The sequence below is a fragment of the Shewanella pneumatophori genome (genome assembly GCF_023283895.1).
Lineage (GTDB): Bacteria > Pseudomonadota > Gammaproteobacteria > Enterobacterales > Shewanellaceae > Shewanella > Shewanella pneumatophori.
The window spans coordinates 247737-264589 of record NZ_JAKILB010000006.1 but is presented as its reverse complement, the minus strand read 5'-3'; the positions used below and the strand labels follow the sequence as shown (position 1 = coordinate 264589).

17 protein-coding genes are annotated in these 16853 nt (G+C 42.5%); 9 read left to right on the top strand and 8 right to left on the bottom strand.

Annotated elements, in window-relative coordinates:
• Positions 1 to 17: 17 nt before the first annotated feature.
• The 4 genes from L2740_RS11725 to L2740_RS11710 all read left to right on the top strand — a co-directional run bounded on the left by L2740_RS11725 (position 18) and on the right by L2740_RS11710 (position 4098).
• Entirely contained in the window at positions 18 to 233 is a 216-nt protein-coding gene (locus tag L2740_RS11725) for a YgaP family membrane protein (RefSeq protein WP_248950388.1), read from the top strand.
• 25 nt (positions 234 to 258) lie between these two features.
• The gene (locus L2740_RS11720; protein WP_248950387.1) at positions 259 to 654 is read left to right on the top strand and encodes a rhodanese-like domain-containing protein; all 396 of its coding nucleotides are present in this window, start codon (positions 259 to 261) and stop codon (positions 652 to 654) included.
• 513 nt (positions 655 to 1167) lie between these two features.
• The gene (locus tag L2740_RS11715) at positions 1168 to 3588 is read left to right on the top strand and encodes a S8 family serine peptidase (RefSeq protein ID WP_248950386.1); all 2421 of its coding nucleotides are present in this window, start codon (positions 1168 to 1170) and stop codon (positions 3586 to 3588) included.
• A gap of 186 nt (positions 3589 to 3774) precedes the next feature.
• Positions 3775 to 4098 carry a VF530 family protein gene (locus L2740_RS11710; RefSeq protein WP_248950385.1) on the top strand — a complete coding sequence of 108 codons (324 nt, stop codon included), beginning with the start codon at positions 3775 to 3777 and terminating at the stop codon, positions 4096 to 4098.
• 77 nt (positions 4099 to 4175) lie between these two features.
• Here L2740_RS11710 and L2740_RS11705 read toward each other — a convergent pair whose 3' ends face one another.
• From L2740_RS11705 to L2740_RS11675, 7 genes are all read right to left on the bottom strand, one after another.
• Positions 4176 to 4982 carry a hypothetical protein gene (locus tag L2740_RS11705; protein WP_248950384.1) on the bottom strand — a complete coding sequence of 269 codons (807 nt, stop codon included), beginning with the start codon at positions 4980 to 4982 and terminating at the stop codon, positions 4176 to 4178.
• Positions 4983 to 5080: 98 nt separating this feature from the next.
• On the bottom strand, positions 5081 to 5710 hold the full coding sequence (gene ribA, locus L2740_RS11700) for a GTP cyclohydrolase II (RefSeq protein ID WP_248469321.1): 630 nt from the start codon (positions 5708 to 5710) through the stop codon (positions 5081 to 5083).
• A gap of 215 nt (positions 5711 to 5925) precedes the next feature.
• Complete coding sequence (locus L2740_RS11695; RefSeq protein ID WP_248950383.1) at positions 5926 to 6282, bottom strand: YibL family ribosome-associated protein; 357 nt, start codon at positions 6280 to 6282, stop codon at positions 5926 to 5928.
• A 169-nt stretch (positions 6283 to 6451) separates the two neighbouring features.
• On the bottom strand, positions 6452 to 6916 hold the full coding sequence (gene nrdG / locus L2740_RS11690; RefSeq protein ID WP_248950382.1) for an anaerobic ribonucleoside-triphosphate reductase-activating protein: 465 nt from the start codon (positions 6914 to 6916) through the stop codon (positions 6452 to 6454).
• Between the two features lie 111 nt (positions 6917 to 7027).
• A complete protein-coding gene (gene nrdD, locus L2740_RS11685; RefSeq protein WP_248469324.1) occupies positions 7028 to 9145 on the bottom strand; it encodes an anaerobic ribonucleoside-triphosphate reductase in 2118 nt (705 codons plus the stop codon).
• Between the two features lie 411 nt (positions 9146 to 9556).
• On the bottom strand, positions 9557 to 10240 hold the full coding sequence (locus L2740_RS11680; protein WP_248950380.1) for a hypothetical protein: 684 nt from the start codon (positions 10238 to 10240) through the stop codon (positions 9557 to 9559).
• Between the two features lie 195 nt (positions 10241 to 10435).
• A complete protein-coding gene (locus L2740_RS11675) occupies positions 10436 to 10930 on the bottom strand; it encodes a MarR family winged helix-turn-helix transcriptional regulator (RefSeq protein ID WP_248950379.1) in 495 nt (164 codons plus the stop codon).
• Between the two features lie 146 nt (positions 10931 to 11076).
• Here L2740_RS11675 and L2740_RS11670 point away from each other — a divergent pair, with 146 nt between their 5' ends.
• Positions 11077 to 12075, top strand: coding sequence for an NADP-dependent oxidoreductase (locus tag L2740_RS11670; RefSeq protein WP_248950378.1), 999 nt, complete (start codon positions 11077 to 11079; stop codon positions 12073 to 12075).
• 95 nt (positions 12076 to 12170) lie between these two features.
• Here L2740_RS11670 and rssA read toward each other — a convergent pair whose 3' ends face one another.
• Positions 12171 to 13169, bottom strand: a complete 999-nt coding sequence (gene rssA, locus L2740_RS11665) for a patatin-like phospholipase RssA (RefSeq protein WP_248950377.1) — start codon at positions 13167 to 13169, stop codon at positions 12171 to 12173.
• A gap of 251 nt (positions 13170 to 13420) precedes the next feature.
• Between rssA and L2740_RS11660 the strand changes: the two genes are divergently transcribed.
• From L2740_RS11660 to L2740_RS11645, 4 genes are all read left to right on the top strand, one after another.
• Positions 13421 to 14767 (top strand): DEAD/DEAH box helicase, encoded by a 1347-nt coding sequence (locus tag L2740_RS11660; protein ID WP_248469329.1) that lies wholly within the window; start codon positions 13421 to 13423, stop codon positions 14765 to 14767.
• Between the two features lie 254 nt (positions 14768 to 15021).
• A complete protein-coding gene (locus tag L2740_RS11655) occupies positions 15022 to 15465 on the top strand; it encodes a DUF3010 family protein (RefSeq protein ID WP_248950376.1) in 444 nt (147 codons plus the stop codon).
• 92 nt (positions 15466 to 15557) lie between these two features.
• Positions 15558 to 16064 (top strand): M48 metallopeptidase family protein, encoded by a 507-nt coding sequence (locus L2740_RS11650; protein ID WP_248950375.1) that lies wholly within the window; start codon positions 15558 to 15560, stop codon positions 16062 to 16064.
• 350 nt (positions 16065 to 16414) lie between these two features.
• Positions 16415 to 16843 (top strand): hypothetical protein, encoded by a 429-nt coding sequence (locus L2740_RS11645; RefSeq protein WP_248950374.1) that lies wholly within the window; start codon positions 16415 to 16417, stop codon positions 16841 to 16843.
• Positions 16844 to 16853 lie beyond the last annotated feature (10 nt).

Here is a 16853-nt window from a genome sequence, read left to right as displayed (position 1 = left end):
AAAAATAAGGAAGCACTATGTCAGTCGAACGCGCAACCATAGCTTTTGCCGGATTAATGGTATTACTATCAGTAGCTTTAACTATATGGATTAACGATAATTTTATCTGGTTCACAGTTTTTATAGGGGCAAATTTATTACAAAGCGCCTATACTCAATTTTGTCCCGCGGCGATTATTTTATGCAAAATTGGCTTTCAATCTGAAGCCCAATTAGCAACAGCCGAACATTGATCAATAACAACAATAAGGTATTTTGATGAGTAACGCGTTTAGATTACAATTTTCACAGCCAAAAGTGATGGCTTTCTTATTAGGGTTAAGCTTGCTACTTACAGTATATAGTTCTGTAGTATCAGCTGCAGAGCTTGATGCAAAAGTCGCTTGGCAAAAAATTGACTCCGGCGCATTAGTTATTGATGTGCGCACAGCAGAAGAGTTCGCTCAAGGCCATCTACCAGACGCTATCAACATTCCTTACCAACAGATTAATCAAGCCTTTGCACAACAAGAAATCGCAAAAGACCGCTCAGTCGTGGTTTACTGCCGTAGCGGTAATCGCAGTGGTATCGCTGACAAAATGTTAGAAAATGCAGGTTTTACTAATGTTTACAACGGTGGAGGCTACCAAACCTTGATGATGGAAAAGCGCTAATAACCACTTTATTTAATTTACGCCATAAAAAGCTGCTTACGCAGCTTTTTTTATATAAAAGACATTAAAATACTTAATTTTATAAAAAACAGTTAACTTAGCGAGTTCACCCACTATTTTTATTCTAAATAGCAATAACATATAACGAAAGTTACATTATCTATTTAAACTATGATTTCATACACTTAATATTAGCCACATCTAAATAAAACTTTTTGACTACTTTATACAAATACAGCAATTCATAAATAGAAAAATAACCACTGACAATACTAACCCAACAAAACCGACTAAAAAGCTAAAATAAGACGCCTATTTAGCATAATTAATCATTAGTGGGTTTTATTCTGCTTAGAACTTTCTATTTATTCCTTCCTCATCATCGAGTTAACATTTTATTTACAATTAGCATTTCCATGGATACATTCTTTATCCCAAGAGCATTTTTTCAAGATTTTGCTCTACAAAAAATACTAAAAACAAATAAATAACCTAAAAACATGGAAGACAGTAATGACTAAAAGAAATGTCAAACAGGCAGCACTATCGCTATCGGTACTCGCACTTGCTATCTCTACAAGCATAAATGCGACCCCCTCTTTGGATCTTAAGCTTCAAGGTAATTCGCAACAGCTCACTCAAGAAAACCCTTTACCTAAGCGTTATATCGTCAAATTTAAAAATGCTAACCCTAGCGTGGGGTTTACCCAATCTATTAATGGGATCCAAAATGCGCAATATGAACCAAGAACCAATGAAGTGTTCTCACACTTTCGTGCTCTTAACAGTGTTGCAGCGAAAGAAATGAAACGTATTGGTCGCAGTAATAGTTACTCAGTAAAATTAGATGACACCAACATACAACAACTTAGATTTCGCGCCGATGTAGATTATGTAGAAGAAGATGTGCCACGCCGATTATTGGCAGAAACGACTCCTTGGGGGCAAACCTACGTAGGAGCAACCAGCATTAGCGATAATCTTACAGGTAACCGTACTATTTGTATTATTGACTCAGGCTATGACAGAGCTCATAACGATCTTAACGCTAACAATGTTACCGGTAGCAATAATTCAGGGACAGGTAACTGGTTTGATCCAGGAGCAGGAAATGCTCACGGCACCCACGTAGCAGGTACAATTGCGGCGATAGCAAATAATGAGGGCGTAGTCGGTGTTATGCCTAATCAAAATGCCAATATTCACGTGATTAAGGTATTTAATGCATCGGGCTGGGGTTACTCATCATCTCTGATCTCTGCAGTAGATACTTGCGTTAATAATGGCGCCAATGTAGTAACAATGAGTTTAGGCGGAGCAAGCTCAAGCAACAGCGAAAGAAATGCGCTCGCCGCGCACCAAGATAATGGCGTACTGCTGATTGCCGCAGCAGGTAACGACGGTAACAGCACTCATAGCTATCCAGCATCTTATGATTCGGTGATGTCAGTGGCAGCTGTTGATAGCAATAAAGATCACGCAGCGTTTTCACAATACACTGATCAAGTTGAAATTTCTGGCCCAGGTGAAGCAATTCTTTCAACTGTTACACGCGGCGAAGGACGCCTTGCAGATATCACTATTGCGGGTCAGTCTTACTTTGATAATGGCATAGTACCCCACAATCGTTATGTAAAATCAGGTACCAGCCACGTAAGCTCACCATTTATCGGCAGCGCCAGTGGTACGCTAGCAGAATGTACTATCAATGGCAGCAGTTTTAATTGCGGCAACATGAGCAATAAAGTTTGTTTAGTTGAGCGTGTAGGAAATCAAGGAGCAAGCTATCCTGAAATCGACGCAGTAAAAGCCTGTGCTAACGCTGGCGCACAAGCCACTATCGTTTACAGTAATAGTGCACTACCTGGTCTGCAAAATCCTTTTTTAGTCGACAGTAATAACGAAGCCCCAATCGTGTCAGTTTCAGTCGATCGCGCTACGGGTTTAGCACTAAAAAATCAATTAGGTAGTAATGTTACTGTATCTAATACAGATAATGAAGACTATGAATATTACAACGGTACTTCAATGGCAACTCCACATGTATCTGGAGTTGCGACGTTAGTTTGGAGCCATCATACCCAATGTAACTCTGAGCAAATTCGACAAGCACTAAAAACCACAGCTGAAGATTTGGATGCTGCTGGGCGCGATAATAAAACAGGTTATGGTCTAGTGAATGCTGCTGCAGCAAAAGCCTATTTAGATGCCTCATGCGATGGCCCAACCGATCCAGGTACAGGTCCTGGAGATAATGTGCTAACAAATGGCGTCGCTAAAGTTAATTTAGCGGGCGCTAAAGGTGATGAACTTTATTACTCACTTGATGTTCCTGCTGGCGCCAGCGAACTAAGCTTTAACATGAGTGGTGGTAATGGCGATGCTGATCTCTATGTGCAATACGGCGCTTCACCCACCACAAGTGATTACGACTGCCGACCTTGGAAAAACGGTAACCTCGAGTCTTGCCCAATAACTACAGCGCAATCAGGCACTTACTACGTGATGGTGCAAGGTTACAGCGCCTTTAACGGGGTTAATTTAGTGGCAAGTTACAATGAATCTTCAGGTGGAGGCGATACCGGAGGCCCTGCAACTTATAGCAATACCAACAGCTACAATATCCCAGATAATAGCAGTGTCGGTGTTGAAAGTGTGATTACAGCCACTCGCTCAGGTGATTCAGGAACGGTTACTGTAAAAGTAAACATCAGTCATACCTATATTGGCGATCTGCAAGTTGAATTACATAGCCCATCAGGTCAAATAGCAATATTGCACGACAACTCTGGTGGCAGCAGCAATGACATAATCAAAACATACACTGTTGATATGTCTGGCGTCGACTCTGCTGGTAACTGGAAACTGAAAGCCGTTGATAGTGCGCGCCGTGACACTGGTAGCATTAACTCATGGGAATTAAGTTTCCAATAAACTCGTAATAACAAAACGATTAAAGAGAGCCTAATAGGCTCTCTTTTTATTTAGGATGATAACTTAAATAGTATAGATTGATTTATGCCAATAGCAGCTCTATTCAATCTATAAAGATCTGCCACAAATAAGCTGATATAATTACACCATTCAGGCAAGTACCAACAAGATGATTGCAACAACACTATGACTCAAGCAAACAACCCACTGCACGGAATTAAGCTCGAAGATCTATTAACTGATCTCGTCGACCATTATGGTTGGGAAGAGCTCGGTAGCCGCATTGATATCCGCTGCTTTAATCACGACCCAAGTATTAAGTCTAGCTTAAAGTTTTTACGTAAAACTCAATGGGCACGTGACAAGGTTGAGTATCTTTACCTGAAGATGAATAACTTACCGCTACCAGCACCAAAAGCCTACGACGGCGAATATAAAGACAAAGCGCCTAAGCCGCAAAAGTCTAAACAGCCACTACCAGAAATTAATGCCAAGATCTGGGGCAAGTAATTTAAGCACTAAAGCAAAATACGCATTGGTTTACTAGCAATGCGTATTTTATCTTCAACAACATTTGGGCAATTGAATTAAATTGGAAACTCAAATATCAAGCGCCACACTTCGACACCATCTCCAGCTCGGTAACTGAAACCAAAACGGTCAATACTAAATAAATCCCAGCCCACTGGCTTTGAAAACGCTAAAGTAACACCAACCTCATAGCTATTTGCCACTAATACATCATCTTCAAATGGTGTAGCAAAACTCAGCTTATCAAAATACCAATAACCGGCAGCAAAAAAACGTGGTTCAATCTCAACGCCTTTGACCTGAACGAAGTAGTTAGTACCGATATCGACACCAGACTGCACTGCAGAATAGGTCTCACTGCTGTTGTCATGCAAGGTGGTATAACCGGCAAAAAATACTCGATTAACCCAAACCGGTGAAGTATCGCCCAACTCGAAATCAAGTAAGCTCGACATACCCGCAGAATAGATAAGTACATCATTACCATTGGTAAAGTTAGTGCCAAAGCCTAAATCAGCGTAGGTTTGAAACTCGTGGGTATCGGAAGTTTTGACTCGATATTCAATGCCCGGAGTGACCGTTAATGTTCCCACGCTTGAAGGAAGCTCGCCGTCTGGCAAGTCGCTCCATTTGAAATTAAAGAAACCTAAGGAAATAGGCGTTTTTAACACTAATGATTCAGTATCACTGCGCTGCAGATCAAAACTAATGGGGATATTGGCGACGGTTGCATCTTGGCCTGAGGTTCGATAGATACCGCTACCCAGGTAATTGGCAAACGCGTAATGGGTATAGTCCGTTTCAGCGGCTACTGGAAATGCACAAACTAACGCAGAAGGAGCAAGGTAACGCAATCGGGCCATAGACTAAATTAAAGGTAATAAAGTACTGAGTGATAGCCCGAATATAGCGGTATAACTGGATAAAAGCCAAGAAAATTCACGCTTTTACCCATCATGGGTTACTCTTTACTGTCGTCCTGTTCGGTTTCAGTAAAGTGATGTTCAGACATCATATGACCCAATTGTGTCGATTTAGTCTTTAGGTAGTTTTCGTTATAACGATTTTTACCAACTTGCAGCGGTACGCGCTCAACCACTTCCAGGCCAAAGCTTTGCATCGCTTTAACTTTACGTGGATTGTTAGTCATTAATCGTACTTTATCGATCCCAATTTTTTGCATCATTGGAATGATCATGTCGTACTTACGCATATCCGCTTCAAAGCCTAAACGCTCGTTTGCTTCAACAGTATTGGCACCTTGATCTTGCAATTCATAGGCACGAATTTTATTAAGCAAGCCAATTCCGCGGCCTTCTTGGCGTAAGTAAAGAATAAAACCCTGACCTTCTTCAGCAATATTTTGCATCGCCGTTTGCAGCTGAAAACCGCAATCGCAACGCAAGCTAAACAGTGCATCGCCAGTAAGACATTCTGAGTGAATACGCCCTAAAACTGCTGCGCCCGGAGAAAACGTACCAAAGGTAAGTGCAACGTGCTCTTTACCCGTCTCACTATCTTCAAAACCATGCATTTCGAAAACACCCCAAGGGGTTGGTAATTTTGAAGACGCGATGTATTTAATCGACATGAAAAAACCTTAACGACAACTCTCATTCCTTGAGACTGCAAACATCCTGATAAAGAAAATAAATGCTTGAGACGAAACTCTTGCTAGCTCTATGACTTTAACCGGTTAAGTGCACCATTAAAGATGATGTCCCCTCAACCTATCATCGAGCCAGCATAAGCCTACTATCTAGTGATAACCTTGAAGCGGCTCACTAAATCGATAACTAAACAGCCTTAAAACTCTTTTGGAGCAAAACCTGTGACTTGCTTAATACCCATTTCACGGCCTAGCGCCGTCATTGGGTGCACAACAACCAAACCTTTAACTGACTTTTTCAACTTGCCCATGTCAGCTTGCTCTGCTTTGGTCAACACACGGTTAAACTTAAGGCCAGCAACTGTGCCGCCTTGCTTGCTTAGTTCGCGTGTTTGTTGCGCTTTAACGCTGCCAATTCGCTTGGTGATCGCTGCAATCTCTTGCTTAAATTGGATCACAACGGTTGGATCGCTGCGTTTTTCAGCTGCTGCTAGCTTACGACGAAATTTGTCTAACTTATCGTTGAGCGTTTGCAGCTCCTGCTTTAAATTCATTTACAAACCTTAAATTCAAATCTAAATAACACGTTTAGAAACAAAAACAGCACCAGATAACTGACGCCGCTTTTCTATATATTGCCACATTATAACAGCATCTAAGCCAATTTTACCTAGGTTTATAACGAAACACTTTCATACAGTATAAAGTGCTTGGGTTTCCAGCTTATCTCAAGTAGTGGATCTGCTGGTTGCTACTGCCTTTAAACACTAAACTTGGATCAGCTAATGCCTGCTCAAATTTCCCGTCAACTACCACATTGACTAGGTCAACAACCTGTTGCTGCTCCGGGCTTAAACTCGCTAAAGTGTAGCCAGTCCAAAGCCAGATATCTTTGCCCGGACATTCCGCATTCACTCGCTTAACCAAAGCTAAAATCGCCATGAGATTAGCAGGAAATAACGGGTCGCCACCAGAAAGTGACAAGCCACGACGCTTAATACGATCATCATTTAAATCATCAATAATTCGCTGCTGCATCTGCTCGTCAAACTCATGGCCAGAGCATGCATTCCAAGTTGACTGGTTATAACAACCACGGCATTGATGTTCACAGCCCGACACAAAAAGTGTTGCTCGGGTACCAGGGCCATTAATCACATCGGTTTGATAATATTGATGATAATTCATAATAAACTCGCTTTAGCCAAAAAGACAAAAAGGTGCTGATAACAGCACCTTTAGTTCAACTAACACCTTTAGAAGCATTAGCTAATGAGACTCACATTTAGTCCAACTAGACTATAAATGCTTAACTCGGCGCTTCACTTCTTCTTGCTTACCGTAGTTAAACGGTCTCGCGTCTGGGCTGCCTAAGTAACCACATACACGACGGGTTACTGATACACGGCTTGGCTCATGGTTGCCACATTTAGGGCAAGTAAAACCTTTGCTGGTACAGCTAAATTCGCCGGTATAGCCACAGTCATAACACTCATCAATTGGCGTGTTAGTACCGTAATATGGTACGCGGCTGTAACTGTAATCCCATACGTTTTCTAACGCTTCCACGTTATTTTGCATGTTCGGGAATTCGCCGTAACAAATAAAGCCGCCATTCGCTAACTCTGGGTATGGTTGTTCAAAGTCGATTTTGTCATACGGGTTAACCTGCTTTTCAACATCTAAGTGAAAGCTGTTGGTGTAGTAACCTTTTGCAGTTACGCCTTCAACTACACCAAATACTTTAGTGTCTAATGCGCAGAAACGGCTACATAGGTTTTCACTTGGCGTGCTATATAAGCTAAACGCATAACCTGATTCAGCTTTCCAGCTGTCAGTAGCTTGCTTCATGTACTTAATAACAGCAATGGCTTTTTCACGTAACATTTCGCTGTCGTAAACATGCTCTTCAGTACCATAAAGTGCATTAATGGTTTCGTGCAGACCAATGTAGCCCAGTGAAATTGACGCGCGACCATTTTTAAAGATCTCAGACACATCATCATCAGCACGTAAACGCACACCACATGCACCTTCCATATAAAGGATTGGCGCAACGCGAGCTTTAACACCTTCAAGACGAGAAATACGCGTATCCAATGCTTTACGAGCCATCACGAGGCGCGCATCAAGAATGCGGTAGAACTCAGCTTCATCGCCATTTGCTTCAAGCGCAATACGTGGCAAGTTCAAGCTTACAACACCTAAGTTGTTACGGCCTTCATGTACTAACTCACCATCTTGCTCGTAAGTACCTAAGAAGCTACGACAACCCATAGGCGTCTTAAATGAACCTGTTACGCGCTCAACTTGCTCGTAGTTCAGGATGTCTGGGTACATACGGGTTGAAGCACACTTAAGCGCTAATTGCTTAATGTCGTAGTTGCAATCGCCTGCCTTGTGGTTAACACCGTCACGAATAGCAAATACCAGCTTAGGGAATACCGCTGTTTTACGATTTTTACCAAGACCTGCAATACGTACTTTCATCATCGACTGTTGGATTAGACGTGATTCCCACGATGTACCTAAACCAAAACCAAAGGTCACAAATGGCGTTTGACCGTTAGCAGTGTGCAGCGTATTTACTTCATACTCTAGTGACTGGAATGCATCGTGACACTCTTTTTCAGTCTGCGCTGTCGCAAAGGCTTTGGCATCTGTAATGCCCCAGTTTAAAGCGATTTGGTAATGCTTGTCGTAGCTCTTAGCAACAAACGGCGCTAGTACTTCGTCGATACGGTTAATTGTGGTGCCGCCATAAATATGGCTAGCCACTTGGGCAATAATTTGTGCAGTAACCGCAGTAGCTGTTGAAATTGACTTAGGCGTTTCAATTTCAGCGTTACCCATTTTAAAGCCGTGCGTTAACATGCCACTTAAATCGATAAGCATGCAGTTAAACATTGGGAAAAATGGTGCGTAATCTAGATCATGGTAGTGAATTTCACCCGACTCATGAGCTGCAACAACATCTTTTGGCAGAATATGGCACTTAGCATAATGCTTAGCCACAATACCGGCTAACAAGTCACGTTGAGTAGGAATAACTTTAGAGTCTTTATTGGCGTTTTCATTTAATAAAGCCGCGTTGCTTTGTTCAACCAAGCCACGGATCTCTTTATTTAAACGACTGCTCACTTCACGATGAGTATCGCGATCATGACGGTACTCAATATACATACGCGCAAGCGATTTATATGGACCTTCCATCAGTAAGTTTTCAACAGTATCTTGTAAGTCATGGATCTTAACTTCATCCAATTCTGCGACACTTTGTTTTACTTTTTCTGCCACTTGCTGTGCGTACTCAACGCATTCAATGCCTGCCGAGTTAGCAGCTGCTATCACGGCATCTTTAATCCTTGTTTCGTCAAAAGGCGTACGGTAACCATCCCGTTTAATAACCACTGGCATTGTATAAATCCTCTTCAGCTCTCGTTACTAAGCAACACTATATATAGTGCCACTTTTTCAATACATCACAATATGTGGCGCATTAAGCTATAAAACAGGGTTCATTACTTTGATCCAGATCATTATTTCAAAAGAGGAAGACAATAAGAAAACAGTTCTGCAAATAAACCCGCTTATCTCAAATTATGACCTTGACGCGGAGCGTTTGGCGGGCTAGTAACAGGATAATAAAGGTATAAATTGTGGATAAAAATCAGTGAAAATATCTGCAGTTGCCCTCAGGCAACTGCAACTCTTTGGCAGGTTTAATAAAGGTGCAGCAATACGCACTAAAAGCCTAGCTTGCTAGAGCAGTTTTAACTAAGTATTACCGCTATACAAAGTGCCATTTGGCGTAAAACACTATTGGCTTTAATGACGTTTTGCTAACGCCAAATAACTATTGAGTTGCCCATGATCTTGTTGATGCTCTCCGGTCATCGCGGTTAACTGCATGAGCGACTTGATCCCTTGATATTGGTTTCTTTGCTCATCAGTTAATGGTCTGTCAGATTGCAACAAATCGGTTATCTGGCTTGAAACACGATTAGCCTTTTGCGCAACAAGTGGCGATTGCGACACATCCATCGCCCCCATCACCCATTTTGCATCATCAAGCATTTCTGAAAGCTTTTTATCTTCATCACTATCGCTTAATCCTTTACGCTGCTCATCAATAAAGTTTGCCAGTGATTGCTCGCTAGCAGGCGGAATATCAAAACCACTTTGAGATAAACGATTGAGCTGGCCTTCCGACAAAATACCGTCTTGATACAAGCGTTGAATAAGCTGTGGTAATTGGGCCGAGGTGAAGTTACCGCCTTTAAAAAAATCATTCGCCATGGCTTCGATTTTTTGTGCACGTTCGGCGCGGCCAGACAACACTAGAGTATTATCGCTTTTGGTTAACTCATTATTGACTGTATCTGGCGTTTTGGCAGGCAAGTTAGCAATAGCGCCTGCCCCACCGACATTTGACTGACCACTATTAACGCCGTAGGCGTCAGATAGCGCATTGTTATTAATAGGAGTGTTAATACTGCTCAATGGATTCATCGTCAAAATGCCGGCGTAAAATAGGATTACCCCGAATAAAGCATTTAACGTGCCGATTTAACGACGAAAAGATTGGTTGCTTGTTTTTGCAGCGATATAGCAATAATCCTCTAAGTTGCAATGGCGGCAGCTGTTTATGCCAGCTGTTTATGCCAGCTGTTTATGCCAGCTGTTGAGTCGCTGTTTGTTTAGCCTTTACGTTAGCTCTTGGGTCAGCGTCAAGCAAAGCTGCCTAAGCTGCTCAACATCGTCATTGCTCATCGCCACTTTATCAAGCAAGGTTTGCTTAAGCGCTAAAGCTTCAACCTTTAACTGTTTACCAGAGTCTGTTAGCGCGATAACTTTTTTACGCTCATCAGTTGTATCCGCAAGGCGTTGTAAAAAACCTTTAGCTTCAAGCCGTTTAACAATTGGCGTCAGAGTGCCCATATCAAGGCGAGTAGAAAGTGATACTTGAGTAAGGCTAATTCTGTCTTGTAGCCATAGCGCTTGCATCACCAAGTATTGCGGGTAAGTTAATTCATAGCGCTCTAATAATGGACGATACGCGCGCATCAAAGCATTGGCAGCGGTATAAAGCGCAAAGCAGACATTGTCTGAAAGAGTGGCATTTTCCTGAGTATTTTGTAGCGGGTCTGTCACAACGAATAACTTAAATTTAGGCGAGATAAAGCCAATATTACCCCACATCAATAGCTAACACTAGCCAAGTGCCAGCTGTTTGTGAGCGAGCTATTTGCAAACAAGTAGTTTGCGCGCAAAGCATTTGCAATATAACTAAGCTTTACTTATGATGCTGACAATTACTTTGCGCACAAAACAAATTAAGGAGTGATATGAAATCTCAAGTGATTCAGCTTAAATCTCGCCCTGAAGGCCTGCCAACAAGCGACAACTTTAGCCAAGCAGAACAAACTCTAGCAGCGATAAAAACCGGCGAGTTTCTGGTAAAAAACCAGTGGATGTCTGTCGACCCTTATATGCGTGGGCGGATGATTGACAGAAAAAGTTACATTGCGCCATTTGAGATCGGTAACACGTTAGAAGGCGGCGCAATTGGTGAAGTTATTGAGTCTCTTAACCCTGACTTTCCGGTTGGCAGCAAAGTAAGCAGCATGCTGGGTTGGCGCAGCCACTTTGTCAGTGATGGCACAGAGATCACCCGCTTACCAGAAACGCCACTGTGCCCATCGCACTTTTTAGGCGTATTAGGTATGCCAGGCATGACAGCCTGGACAGGCCTTAATCGTATTGCGGAGTTAAAAGCAGGTGAAACCTTGTTCGTATCAGCAGCATCTGGCGCTGTAGGCAGTGTTGTGGCGCAAATTGGTAAACTGATGGGCGCACGTGTTGTTGCATCCGTTGGCAGCGACGAGAAAGCCGCATACCTTACTAATCTTGGCATAGACGCTGTTATTAACTACAAAACCTGTGGCGACTTAAGCACCGCGCTTGGTCAAGCGGCGCCAGAAGGCATAGATGTTTATTTTGAAAACGTGGGCGGAGAGCATCTAACTGCAGCGTTAAACCATATGAAAGATCATGGCCGAATTGCAGTGTGCGGCATGATTGCACAGTACAATGACACTACACCAACACCAGGGCCGAGTAACCTTGCGCAGATCATTATTAAAAAGCTAAAAATTGAAGGCTTTATTGTATTTGAGCATTGGGATCATTACGGCGAGTTTGCAGCGCAAATGGGACAATGGCTCGCTAGCGGCAAAGTACAAGCTGAGCAAACTATCTATGAAGGTTTAGACAATGCAGCAGATGCGTTTATCGGCTTATTTGAAGGTAAAAACAAAGGCAAAATGATAGTTAAGATCGCTTAACTTCCTGAGCTAATTAGCCGGAATAAGCTAAAAGCTTTAAGCATATAAAAGGCGCAATTAAGCGCCTTTTTTGTGTGCAAGGGTTATGCGAGCAATTAACTCTTTGTCGTTACAAGCTCGGTCGAGTGCTGCGCTAATGCAGCCTCAATCAAATGCGCTACTTTTTCAACTGCAGCTTCACCGGCGGCAATCGCCTCTTCTGCACGGTGAAACTCCATGGTACCGATATCACCTAAATCCGGCACAATGCAGATATCTGGCGGGTCGCCCATTAAGCGCGCACGCTTATGGCGCTGCTCTAAAATATCCATCGATTGTGACATTACAGCGAGCATTCCTGGATTAGGGTTTTGCGCCGTATGGGCTTTGCCACCAAGAGAGAACTTATCTGTTAAGCCAGAAATATAATCACGGCCACGGGCTAATAGATCGGTAAAGCCTTTATCTTGATGCTTTTCAGCTTCTTTCGCTTCTTCAACAGTTGGCTTATCGCTTTTCATATTGACCGGTAACACTTGCATACGGCCACGCTTTAAGCCGTGTAAATCAACCGCAATCACTAAATCAACATCCATTGCACGGCTAACCGATACCGGCACAGGATTCACTACAGCGCCATCAACCAACCATCTGTTACCCACTTTTACTGGCGGTAAAATGCCCGGCATAGAGCACGATGCGCGCACCGCATGACGTAAATCACCTTCAGTAAACCAAATCTCTTGCCCAGAATAAAGGTCAGTTGCGACCGCTGCAAAGGGTCTTTTTAAGTCATTAATTTGCAAATCGCCGATGCGCTTTTGCAAAACATCAAATACTCGCTCACCGCCAATTAAACCACCGCGGCCCCAGCTAAGATCCATTAACCCTAACACGTCCCAACTACTAAAACTGCGCACCCAATCTTCAAGCTCTTCAAGATGATCGTTTGCGTATGCTGCGCCAACGAGCGCACCAATTGAACAACCAGCAATTTTATCTGGATAAATACCTAGCTTTGCCAAGCCATTAAGCACGCCGATATGGGCCCAACCTTTTGCCGCGCCGCTGCCGAGCGCTAATCCGATTCGTACAGCTTGTTTATTTGTCGACATCTAAAATGACCCCATAACTCTATTAAAATAACGCTAAGCACCACTCACCTAGTGTAAATAGGTAAGCAAAAGCCGCTATAAATATGCCATTAAAGGATTAACGATTAATGTCAATTACAGTGCTTTAATTGCAAAGCCGAGTATTTTAGCAGATTTATCTGCATCTGAAGAACAAAGTTGATGGGTATTCGTAGCGCAATCATAAATCTGTAGGTTATAATACGCGGTCGTATCATTTATGGAGTACACCTTTGCAATTTACCGATTTCGCACTGGATCAACGTCTGTTACAAAGTCTTAAGCACATGGGCATTGACACCCCAACAGAGATCCAAGAGCAAGCCATTCCTGTAGCCCTAGCGGGTAAAGACTTAATGGCGTCTTCTAAAACAGGCTCAGGTAAAACATTAGCCTTTTTATTGCCGGCGATGCAAAGACTGATTTCGTGTAAAGCATTGAGTAAGCGCGATCCGCGTGTGGTAATTCTATTGCCAACCCGTGAGCTTGCCACTCAAGTGTACAGCCAACTACGTTTATTAGTTGCCAACACTCAGTTTAAAGCCACTAAAATTTTAGGTGGTGAAAACTTCAATGATCAAGCAAAGGCCTTAGCCCGTGATCCACATTTTGTTGTGGCAACCCCAGGCCGTTTAGCTGACCACCTAAAACAGCACCACCTGCACCTTAATGGTCTAGAGCTACTGATTTTAGATGAAGCAGACCGTATGCTTGATTTAGGTTTTGCTGAGCAGCTAAAAATGATTAACGCTGCAGCAGACCACAAACGTCGCCAAACACTGATGTTCTCAGCAACATTGGATCATGGTGATGTAAACGATATCGCTAACGAGTTATTAAAGTTCCCAGAGCACGTTGCAATTGGTGCTGGCAATTTAGAGCACAAAGATATTACCCAGCGTATCTTCTTAGCAGATCATTTAGATCATAAAGAAGCGCTACTGACTCGTATTTTGAAAGAAGAGCAGCAAAAACAGATCATCATCTTTACTGCAACTCGCCAAGACACTGACCGTTTAGCTAAAAAACTGGCTGATGAAGGCTTTAAAACCGCATCATTAAGTGGTGAGCTAAAGCAAAACGCTCGTAACCAAATCATGGATGAGTTTAGCCGTGGTCTACAGCAAATTCTAGTTACCACCGACGTTGCTTCTCGTGGTCTAGATTTACTCAACGTTTCTTTAGTGATCAACTTTGACATGCCAAAGTTTGCTGAAGAATACGTACACCGTATTGGCCGTACTGGCCGCGCCGGTGCTAAAGGTGATGCTATTTCACTTGTTGGCCCAAAAGACTGGGTTAACTTTACTCAAGTGCAAACTTTCTTAAATAAGAAGTTTAGCTTTAGCGAGCTAGAAGGTCTTAAAGGCAAGTTTAACGGCTTAAAACCAAAAGCACCGAGCAAACATAAAGCCAAGCCAGCCGCTGCGGCGAAAAAGAAAGCTGCAAGCGCGAAGAAAAAGTCAGCAGCAAAAGCTGCCGCAAATCGCGATAAACGCTTTGCAACCGGTATTGATGTTGGTGACGCGCCAATGCTTAGAAAACCTAAATCTAAGCTACAAGACACACCAGAAGATTAAGCAATTAGCTTGTAGCCAATACATGCTGAATATCAAAAGCCGCCGTGAGCCACCTCACCGCGGCTTTTGTCTTTATTGGCCATGTATCCCCTCGCTTTAGTGCGCTTTGCTTGCAAAAAAATCAATCAAGTTGATAGCGACTAATCACTTCATCGCAAAAAATGATTTGAATACATTAGAAAGCGCATTAAAACGCTGACCGTTTCGAGAAATAGCGTTACAATACAGCTAATATTGTTTTTTTAAGGTTTATCATGAGAGTTTGTGGCGTAGAGTTAAAAGGTGGCGAAGCCATCATCAGTTTATTAAGTTATGAAGGCGAAACGTATAACGTGCCCGATTGCCGTCAAAAGTCGTTCGCGATTTCAAACTCTGAAAGCACCGAAACTATGCGTGATTTTCACTTCGCATTCGGTAAGCTGATTGAAGACTATCGCGTAGATGAGATTGTTATCATCCAGCGTGAACAAAAAGGTAAAGGCGCAGGTAGCGTAACAAGCTTTAAACTTGAAGCATTGATCCAAGTATTACCTGTACCAGTATCAATTGTGTCACCTGTTGCCATTAAAGAGCAGCTAAAGCGTAATCCTCCGCAAGTAGATTTTGAAGGTCTAGAGCTTAAGCGTTTCCAAAAGAGTGCATTTGAAGCAGCTTACGCTTTCCACAACATGACTATCTACAAAACTGACGAAGAATAAGTTTATAAGTAATAAGTAGAGACTAATGGGCGCACTAATAGCGCCCTTTTTATTTCTAATTATCAACCATACTTTAAGAGACTGAGCACAAGATGCAGCCACTTAAATACCTAGCAGGCTACTCAAGCGAAATACAAGATCAAGTACAAAACTTAATTGCTCAAGACAAACTTGGCCAATTTTTGCTAAAGCGTCACCCACAGATCCATGATGTGCGCACAGACAAAGCACTGTACGACTACACCATAGAGATAAAAAACCAGTATTTACGTAAATCGCAGCCACTGTCTAAAGTGATCTTTGACGATAAGATATCGCTGAGTCACCAAGCGCTTGGCTTACACTCTTATGTGGCGCGTAAGCAAGGCGCCAAGATAAAAGCCAAGAATGAAATTCGTATTTCATCTAGGCTCAAAAAAGTCCCAGAAGGACTTTTACGCATGGTGGTTGTGCATGAGCTAGCTCACTTAAAAGAGAAAGATCATAACAAAGCATTCTATCAGCTTTGCTGCCACATGGATGGTGATTACCACCAGCTTGAGTTTGAGTTAAGGCTACTGCTCACCTTAATTGATGCCGGTAAAAACCCGTACAATTAACTAAGCAGTTTGTTCGCCATTCACAGCTCTAGCTAAAACAAGAAGTACAGCTAACGATGTAGCGCTTTAACCAAGCGCTCATTTCTCAACTTGCCCAAGTTGGGGTCACCATGTTTGTTATTGATCCATCCCCTACTCCAATTAATCCCCGCCGACTACAGCAGCAAAAGGCTGAGGTATATGCTTTTTTCAAATAACGCTTTAACGATAATGATTTTCATTTGAGTCAAATTGAATTACACTCTTTACATTAGCGCTAAGCGTCAATTAAGAACGTTCTATCTGCGGAGGATTAATCCTAGATAGTCCGTTAACTGTCCACCATCAAAGGTAGTTTTTGGGTCGTAGAAATGAGTGATGATTTAATTAAAAAGCAGCATAAATCAAGCCGCAAACTGGCAAAATACCAGCATAAAATTAACTATTACACTCAATTGACTGATAGTGATATTTCACTTAAAAAGCGTGCTGCAAAACTATGTAAATACCGCCTAAAAATGATTAAGCGTCAATTGAAGCTTATGCGAATTGAAGCAAAAATTAGTCAATTATCAATTTACACTAAACTCATTCCCGCAAACGATGGCTTGAGAATAAATGTTAGCCAAGCTAATAGTCGTCACCCAAGCCATGCTAACAATAGTATCTATACCGTTAAGCATTCAGCGCAAATCAACCTGTACCAGCCATACAAAACCAAGCCTTGTCAGAGCTGCCCCGCCCTGCGCGGTAAAGCCTGTTTATGTGCGATGAAAGTCCAGCAACGTAAACAAGCTTAGCTTTCGCCTT

Excerpts from the sequence above, each read along its gene's own strand:
- ribA (WP_248469321.1), bottom strand. The coding sequence starts at position 5,710 with ATGTCGATTAAATACATCGCGTCTTCAAAATTACCAACCCCTTGGGGT.
- L2740_RS11680 (WP_248950380.1), bottom strand. The coding sequence starts at position 10,240 with ATGAATCCATTGAGCAGTATTAACACTCCTATTAATAACAATGCGCTA.
- nrdG (WP_248950382.1), bottom strand. The coding sequence starts at position 6,916 with ATGAATTATCATCAATATTATCAAACCGATGTGATTAATGGCCCTGGT.
- L2740_RS11705 (WP_248950384.1), bottom strand. The coding sequence starts at position 4,982 with ATGGCCCGATTGCGTTACCTTGCTCCTTCTGCGTTAGTTTGTGCATTT.
- nrdD (WP_248469324.1), bottom strand. The coding sequence starts at position 9,145 with ATGCCAGTGGTTATTAAACGGGATGGTTACCGTACGCCTTTTGACGAA.
- L2740_RS11670 (WP_248950378.1), top strand. The coding sequence starts at position 11,077 with ATGAAATCTCAAGTGATTCAGCTTAAATCTCGCCCTGAAGGCCTGCCA.
- L2740_RS11720 (WP_248950387.1), top strand. The coding sequence starts at position 259 with ATGAGTAACGCGTTTAGATTACAATTTTCACAGCCAAAAGTGATGGCT.
- L2740_RS11710 (WP_248950385.1), top strand. The coding sequence starts at position 3,775 with ATGACTCAAGCAAACAACCCACTGCACGGAATTAAGCTCGAAGATCTA.
- L2740_RS11645 (WP_248950374.1), top strand. The coding sequence starts at position 16,415 with ATGAGTGATGATTTAATTAAAAAGCAGCATAAATCAAGCCGCAAACTG.
- L2740_RS11650 (WP_248950375.1), top strand. The coding sequence starts at position 15,558 with ATGCAGCCACTTAAATACCTAGCAGGCTACTCAAGCGAAATACAAGAT.
- L2740_RS11675 (WP_248950379.1), bottom strand. The coding sequence starts at position 10,930 with ATGTGGGGTAATATTGGCTTTATCTCGCCTAAATTTAAGTTATTCGTT.
- L2740_RS11715 (WP_248950386.1), top strand. The coding sequence starts at position 1,168 with ATGACTAAAAGAAATGTCAAACAGGCAGCACTATCGCTATCGGTACTC.
- L2740_RS11695 (WP_248950383.1), bottom strand. The coding sequence starts at position 6,282 with ATGAATTTAAAGCAGGAGCTGCAAACGCTCAACGATAAGTTAGACAAA.
- rssA (WP_248950377.1), bottom strand. The coding sequence starts at position 13,169 with ATGTCGACAAATAAACAAGCTGTACGAATCGGATTAGCGCTCGGCAGC.
- L2740_RS11655 (WP_248950376.1), top strand. The coding sequence starts at position 15,022 with ATGAGAGTTTGTGGCGTAGAGTTAAAAGGTGGCGAAGCCATCATCAGT.
- L2740_RS11725 (WP_248950388.1), top strand. The coding sequence starts at position 18 with ATGTCAGTCGAACGCGCAACCATAGCTTTTGCCGGATTAATGGTATTA.